Origin of the sequence: Natrialba swarupiae (assembly GCF_008245225.1) — an archaeon.
Lineage (GTDB): Archaea > Halobacteriota > Halobacteria > Halobacteriales > Natrialbaceae > Natrarchaeobius > Natrarchaeobius swarupiae.
Map to the genome: position 1 here is coordinate 1 of NZ_VTAW01000060.1, position 4,163 is coordinate 4,163.

3 protein-coding genes and 2 pseudogenes are annotated in these 4,163 nt (G+C 58.7%); all 5 read right to left on the reverse strand.

Annotated features, from left to right (window positions below; all coding sequences use genetic code 11):
* Positions 1-138 precede the first annotated feature (138 nt).
* On the reverse strand, positions 139-333 hold the full coding sequence (locus tag FYC77_RS19830; protein WP_149083215.1) for a hypothetical protein: 195 nt from the start codon (positions 331-333) through the stop codon (positions 139-141).
* Positions 334-616: 283 nt separating this feature from the next.
* Positions 617-1,231 carry a zinc-binding dehydrogenase gene (locus FYC77_RS19835; RefSeq protein WP_162354576.1) on the reverse strand — a complete coding sequence of 205 codons (615 nt, stop codon included), beginning with the start codon at positions 1,229-1,231 and terminating at the stop codon, positions 617-619.
* A gap of 20 nt (positions 1,232-1,251) precedes the next feature.
* Positions 1,252-1,341: pseudogene (locus FYC77_RS21145) on the reverse strand (alcohol dehydrogenase catalytic domain-containing protein); the annotation flags it as partial.
* A gap of 422 nt (positions 1,342-1,763) precedes the next feature.
* Complete coding sequence (locus FYC77_RS19845; RefSeq protein WP_149083217.1) at positions 1,764-3,029, reverse strand: MgtC/SapB family protein; 1,266 nt, start codon at positions 3,027-3,029, stop codon at positions 1,764-1,766.
* A 519-nt stretch (positions 3,030-3,548) separates the two neighbouring features.
* Positions 3,549-4,088: pseudogene (locus FYC77_RS19850) on the reverse strand (transposase); the annotation flags it as partial.
* Between the last annotated feature and the right edge of the window lie 75 nt (positions 4,089-4,163).

A 4,163-nucleotide genomic window follows, 5' to 3' on the forward strand; every position in this document is an offset into this window, starting at 1 on the left:
AGCCAAAACAGCCATCACAATGGAGGTGTCAACTGAAGCTACCAGAGGCGAACTCTAGACGACTTTGGGACGGGACCTATTTGTTGCAATCATATCGTTCTAACATACATATGTTCATTTTCATATGACGTGCATAGGTCACCGCAGTTCTTTGAGCAACGAGTAACCAAATAAAATCACGATCGCACCAACGGCTGCGACAGCCGTCCGTCTGGGCGACCCTCCGAATACGAACTGGGCAGCGCTTAGGCCGAGGAGAATTCCGATTGCCCAGAATATCATCGTTCGCAGATCGATACTCGAGAAGAACTGCTCGTCGTCGAACTGTCCCATGTAGTTACCTATACTGGTTAGTGCCTAAACCGTATCGGTACACCCCCTCCTACAACCTGTTTGACGGCCTCGTTCGGCCATGGAGACGTTCGCGCAAACTCCCGTTCCACGCTACTGTCAGCGTTGGCTGGAGACACGTGTCCCCACTTATACCGAGTCGTTGATGTCTACGGTTACTCGTCCCTTGAAGTTCAAAATAACATGTTGGACGATGTCTCCAAAGATTGCTTTTCCGGTTGGGGATCGCTTTTCGCCCACGAGGAAGATGCGATCGCAGTCGGTATCATAGGCGGTTTCGAGGATCACACTCGCGAGGTCGTCTTCGTCGAGGATGCGAGTTTCGATCTCGTAGTTGAGATCGAGGTCCGCGATCGTATCCGTCGCTACCGACGACGACCGCTCCTCCCCGCCTCGTCGAGCGAATCGCGGCGTAGACCGTCTCGGAAATTCCGGCGAACTCGAATGCGACGTCGACTCCGTCGACCGTCCTGGAACGGGCACTCTCGACGGGGTCGATCTCGCGCGGGTCGATCGTCTCGTCAGCGCCGATATCGAGGGCTGTGCGGCGTCGGTGTCGGGACGGTTCGGAGACGAGGACCGCCGTCGCTCCGGCTCGGTCTGCGGCCCACGCGACCGACAGCCCGATCGTCCCTGCGCCGAAGATCGCGACGGTGTCGCCGGCCCGGAGCCGCGACCGTCTGACCGCGTGGAGGCCCACGGCGAGCGGTTCGACCAGTGCCGCGCTCGAGAGCGAAACGCCGTCTGGGAGTCGGTGAACCTGTTGTTCGGGAACGACGGCGTGCTCGCCGAATCCGCCAGTCGCCGTTTGCAGGCCGATCGCGACCGCGTCCGGACACCGTCTGTAGACTCCCGCTCGCAGTACGTGCAGTCGTGACACGGAACGTTCGGGTGAACCACGACGCAGTCGCCCGACTCGAGTCGAGAAACGTCCTCTCCAGTTCTAGAGACGACCCCGGAGAACTCGTGGCCGAGGACGGGAACGCTCACACCGGTGATCGGATGCGTACCGTCGGGCGTAAAGACCGGGCCGTCCCGGTATTCGTGTAGTCAGTCCCGCAGATTCCACACGACGCGACGTCAACGCGGACCTCGAGCGGGTCGACCGGTGGGGTCTCTCGGTCTTCGATACGGACGTCCTGTGGTCCGTAGTAACATGCGCTTTTCACGCGTGAGAAACGGAAGCGCACCTACAAAAATATACGGGCGCCACGAATTCGAGGGCGAGTATCTGTGCGTTCGACCTGTCTGCGGTCCGCTGACGGGCGGATCTATACGGAATGCTGTGCCGATGTCTCGGCGCACGCACAACGGGACGCGGCGCGTCAAAACTGACGGACACCAGACCGACTCGACTCGAGCGCCTCGAGGCGTGACCACGAGCGGTTCGTAACTGGTGAAGGCCGAGGGGGTTACACCGCGAAGTAGACGACCAGCCCGACGACTCCGACGACCCCCATCGGGAGCATGGCCTTCTTTCGCATCTGTCCGTTGAGAATCTCGACCAGCACGATCTTCGAGGAAAGACTGGCCATAATTCCGAGCAGCACCATCCCACCGGCCGCTTCGGCGCTCGCTGCGCCCGAGTTGTAGACGGTCGCTGCCGACACTGCGACTGCGGCCGACGAGATGAGACCGCCGGTGTAGGCGGTCGCAAGCAGCCCGACGTCACCGAGTACCTCCTGAGAGACGACGGCGACGACCGTGATCGCCACGTAGATCGCGGAGAACTTCGCTGCGGATTTGAACGAGAACGGTGAGTCGATATCGACGTCGATGTCGTCGTGGCTTTCGCTCGTTCTGAGCAGGTAGTAGGCGACCGCGACGGTGAGCGCGATCATCGCGACGGCGGGGATCCAGATCACCCAGAAGATCGCGAACGCGAGGATCGAAGCCAGACCGACGTTTCGGATGATCATCGAGATCACCGAGAGCATGATTCCGGACGACGCGGCCTCGAGCGCCTCGCGGGACTTGTTCGCCATCCGCGCCATCACGGCTGCCGTCGCGAACGAGTTCGCCATACCGGCGAGGAGGCCGGTCACTTGCAGCCCCTTCGATCCGCCGAAGACGCGCATCGAAACGTACGCGGAGAACTCGATCATCAACACGAAGATCGCGAAGACAAGCACCTCACGGAGGTTGATGACGCCGTACGGATCGACGGCCTCGGCTGGGAGAATCGGGTAGAGAATGAACACGAGCGCACCGACTTTCATCGCATCGGAGAGCTCGTCGTACGTGAGGCTATCGACGAAGCTGACCATCTGTTGTTTCTCGGCCAGCAAGAACGCGACGATGATCGTGATCGCCGCCGCTTCGACGTACCGACCGTATCCGACGATCACGCCGAGCAGTGCGACGAAAAACACCGTGACTGACGTCGTGAATCCAATTTCCCCGCCCGAAAGCGTAAATCGAATGTACGCGATCGTAAACGCCAGGACCGCGGCGAGAATCAGGTAGAGCATGACAGCGCCGGTGTACCCGGATATTTCCGCGTAGTAGACCATCACCGGACCCGCACCGCACAGCAACGCTAACGTTCGCAACCCCGCGAACTTGTCCGACGGCTCTTTCTCCCGCTCGATCCCGATCAGTCCGCCGATCGCGATCGCGATCACGACCTGCTGTAACAGTTCGGGTACTTCGAATATCGCGATTACATCTTCGATCATTACGTGTGTCCTCGTTGTACTCTCAGTGAGGTTACCGACGCGCTTAGTCGTTTTGATACTAGTATGTATGACTATGTTTGACACATTACTGCTCGAGAGTTGACTATAAGCGAGGTAGAAGTGTGTTCGGTAAGTGTGGCAACATTTGACACAGTATTCGGTCGCCGAAATAGGTTCCTGATCCAGCGCTGGGTCGTCGTGTCGGCCGTTTGGGTTCGCGATGATACGTACTTTTACGTTCGCGAGTGCGTTGTTCGATACCGACTATGAGAGCTGCTGAACTAGTTACCACCGAAACCATCCGTTCTAGCTTAGTGACTGGCTGAGACCGCGATCACGCCGAAATTGCGTCGAGTCTCACCGCGCTCATACCAAGATCGATGCTGTTCCAGCAAACCAGCCGGTTCTTGATCATGTCTCCCGTCTAAGGCGGTGCACTCGCAGTCGTGAGTGCGCCGCCGTTCCAGAGCCGTCGCTGACCAGTCCGGGCGATCCAGCCCGTCTCGTCAGGCGAGTTCGTTACCAGAACTCGCCTGACTCCACCTGTTCACGTAACCTCGGACGGTGTGGATTTGGATCTCGTGACGACCACAGCAACAACGAATCGAGATCCGGTAGCTCGTACCCCAGATCCAGCATCAGGTACAACTGGATCAGATGAGCGTGCCGTTCAACAGCGTGTGAACATCGTCGTCGGGGAAGCTGCGTCGACGACGCCGCGGCGTCGTCGGCGCAGCCTCGCTGTTTTGCGTCCAGTTTCTGGAGTTCGTGGACAATAACCCGGCTCATCAGCAACGAGAGTGCTGCCATGATGATCAGCGCCTCGATGATGTAGGCGTCGGTCGTGTTGATCTCGTCCAAACCGAACTGTGATTTGAGTTCTTTGAACAGCAGTTCGATCTCCCAGCGCGCCCGATAGAGCTGTGCGATATCGGGCGCGCGGTAGTCCTCTCTGTCCAGATTCGTCAGGTACAGATGATACTCGCCGCTGTCGTCGTTGCGAACGCCGACCAATCGGAAGGTTCGGGTCGTCTTGGCGCCCGACCCTCGTTTGCGGGAGCGTGTCATAGAATCGATCACAGGGTTTTGAGCTTCGTACGTCCGGGATTGTGTCCTCTTTCGTAGTTGGTGACT

Coding starts and splice junctions, on each gene's coding strand:
- FYC77_RS19845 (WP_149083217.1), bottom strand. CDS start 3,029: ATGATCGAAGATGTAATCGCGATATTCGAAGTACCCGAACTGTTACAG.
- FYC77_RS19830 (WP_149083215.1), bottom strand. CDS start 333: ATGGGACAGTTCGACGACGAGCAGTTCTTCTCGAGTATCGATCTGCGA.